Below are 2,449 nucleotides of genomic sequence, written 5' to 3' on the forward strand. Positions count from 1 at the left end.
AGATGAACCTCGTAGACGGAGAACGGCGCCTCGTGCACCGGCGTGTCCCCGCGGTGCGCCAGCCACTGCTCGTCGCCCCACTCGTAGTGCGAGGCCGTCACGATCGACGCCGTGTCGGGCGCCACCTCCGCGCGGCGCGCCATCGGGTCGGCCTTGAGGAAGCGGTCGCCGTACCGGGAGGTGATCTCGAACTTGTACCGCGCGCCCTCGCCGATGCCCGGCAGGAAGAGCTCCCACACCCCGGACGCGCCGAGGGAGCGCATCGGGAACTGGGTGCCGTCCCAGAAGGTGAAGTCCCCGGCGACCCGCACCCCTTGGGCGTTCGGCGCCCACACGGTGAAGCGGGTGCCGGTCACGCCCTGGTGTGTCATCGGCTCGGCGCCGAGCGCCTTCCACAGCTGCTCGTGCCGGCCCTCACGGATGAGGTGCAGGTCGAACTCTCCCAGCGCCGGCAGGAAGCGGTACGGGTCGTGGACCTCGTACTCCGCGTCCTCGTACGCCACCAGCAGCGAGTACTCGGGGATCGCGTCGAACGGCAGTACGGCGGAAAAGAGGCCGTCGCCCTCCGAGACGAGCGGTTTGCGCGCTGTGCCGACCACGACGCTCACCGAGCGGGCGAACGGACGCAGCGCCCGGAAGACGACACCGCCCGCGACCGGGTGGGCGCCGAGCAGGGCATGCGGGTCGTGATGCGCACCCGACAGCAGGCGCCGGCGCTCGTCCGGATCCAGGGCGATGTTCGTCGGCGGGACGGGTCCGGCCGACTCGGGGGGCGAGGTGTCTCGCAGTGCCACGGTGTCAGGCTCCTCTCACGGCGAGACGCTCGATCGCCGCCATAGGTACGGGCATCCAGTCCGGGCGGTGCCGGGCCTCGTACAGGACTTCGTAGACGGCCCTGTCCGTCTCATAGGCGCGCAGCAGGGCGTGCTTCTTGCGCGGGTCCCAGCCCGCCCGGTCGGCGTAGCCCGCGCAGAACGCCTCCCGGCAGCGCAGGGCCCACTCCGGACGCCAGGGGCGGCGCTGACGGGCGGCGTAGTCGAAGGAGCGCAGCATGCCCGCGATGTCCCGCACCGGGGAGTGCGCGCTGCGCCGCTCGGCCAGTGGACGGGACGGTTCGCCCTCGAAGTCGATGACGAACCACTCGCGCCCGGCGTGCAGCACCTGGCCCAGGTGCAGGTCGCCGTGGATGCGCTGGGCGGGCGGCCCGGGATCGCAGGCGGAGAGTGCGCTGAATGCGGTCCGCAGCCCGGCCACGAACGGCCGCAGAGCCGGGACATGATGCGCGGCGGAGTCCAGGCGCTCGGTCATGGCGGCCGCCGTGCGCTCGTTCTCGGCGTGGGCGCCGGGCGGGAAGGCCGAGGCCAGTGCCAGGTGCACCTCCGCCATGGCCCGTCCCAGCTCGTGTGCCTCGGCCGTGAAGTCGTCACCGGTGGCGAGGGCGCGCAGGGCGAGGGTCCAGCCGTCGGACGCGTCGGGCAGGAACGGCTGCAGCACGCCGAGTGTCGCCTCCTGCGGGTGGTTCGTCCGGAACCAGGCCACGGGGGCGGGCACGCGGCTGCAGCCCTGCCCGGCCAGCGCGACCGGCACCTCCAGGTCGGGGTTGATCCCGGGCTGGATGCGCCGGAACAGCTTCAGGATGAACGCGTCGCCGTACACCACCGACGAGTTGGACTGCTCGGCGTCCAGCAGCCGCGGCGACAGCCCGGCGGGTACCGGCACGGACGAGTCGGACTCGAACCGCAGCGGGCCCAGCGTGCCGGGGTGCCGCAGCCGCTCCAACAGCAAGTGCGTCGAGCGGGGGTCCTGCAGGGCGTCGTAGACCGCCAGGCCGGCCAGCGGACCGAAGTCCGCCCGTCCGATGAGCGCCCTGCCGAGGCGGGGCGACAGGTGCTGCTGGATGCCCAGCAGCAGCTGGTAGCAGTCGCCGGCCGGGGCGGTGCCGCCGGGGGAGGGGACCCCGCTCTGGCCGGTGTGCACGAGTAGATGCAGGCAGCCCGGAAACAGCTCGGTCATGGACAGCAGACGGAGGTCCGTGAGCGGCCGGTCCTTGCCGGCGAACCAGCGCTGCCGTGGCAGCCACTCCCGCAGCAGTCCGCCGAGCGACGCCATCGGCTGGGTGCCGCCGGCACTGCTCGCGTGGAGATATGCGGTCTTCGGCATGGTGACGCGTCCTTTCCTCGGCGCACGCTCACAGTCGTCGGCCGGTGCGGGGTGCGACTCGGGCGAGTCGGAACCAGTAGAAGCCGTGCCCTGTGAGAGTGAGCAGGTAGGGCAGTTCGCCGATGGCCGGGAAGCGCACCCCGCCGAACAGCTCGACCGGATGCCTCCCGTTGAATTCCCGCAGGTCGAGTTCCGTCGGCTGGGCGAAGCGGGAGAAGTTGTGCACGCACAGGACGAGGTCGTCCCCTTCGCCCTCTGTGGGAGGGGCTTCGCGCAGGAAGGCGAGGAC

The 2,449-nt window shown here is 72.2% G+C and carries 3 protein-coding genes; all 3 read right to left on the minus strand.

Annotation, left to right across the window (positions count from 1 at the left end; genetic code table 11):
- Positions 1-794 (minus strand): GlgB N-terminal domain-containing protein (locus ABT114_RS50235; RefSeq protein ID WP_502988548.1); only part of this gene is annotated, 794 nt, incomplete at its 3' end.
- A gap of 4 nt (positions 795-798) precedes the next feature.
- Entirely contained in the window at positions 799-2,160 is a 1,362-nt protein-coding gene (locus ABT114_RS50240) for a maltokinase N-terminal cap-like domain-containing protein (RefSeq protein ID WP_351154044.1), read from the minus strand.
- Positions 2,161-2,188: 28 nt separating this feature from the next.
- Positions 2,189-2,449, minus strand: a 261-nt coding sequence (locus tag ABT114_RS50245; RefSeq protein ID WP_351154047.1) for an alpha-glucosidase C-terminal domain-containing protein, incomplete at its 5' end; no start/stop codon positions are given.

Origin of the sequence: Streptomyces sp. NPDC002088, from assembly GCF_040296605.1 — a bacterium.
Taxonomy (GTDB): domain Bacteria; phylum Actinomycetota; class Actinomycetes; order Streptomycetales; family Streptomycetaceae; genus Streptomyces.

Excerpts from the sequence above, each read along its gene's own strand:
- ABT114_RS50240 (WP_351154044.1), bottom strand. The coding sequence starts at position 2,160 with ATGCCGAAGACCGCATATCTCCACGCGAGCAGTGCCGGCGGCACCCAG.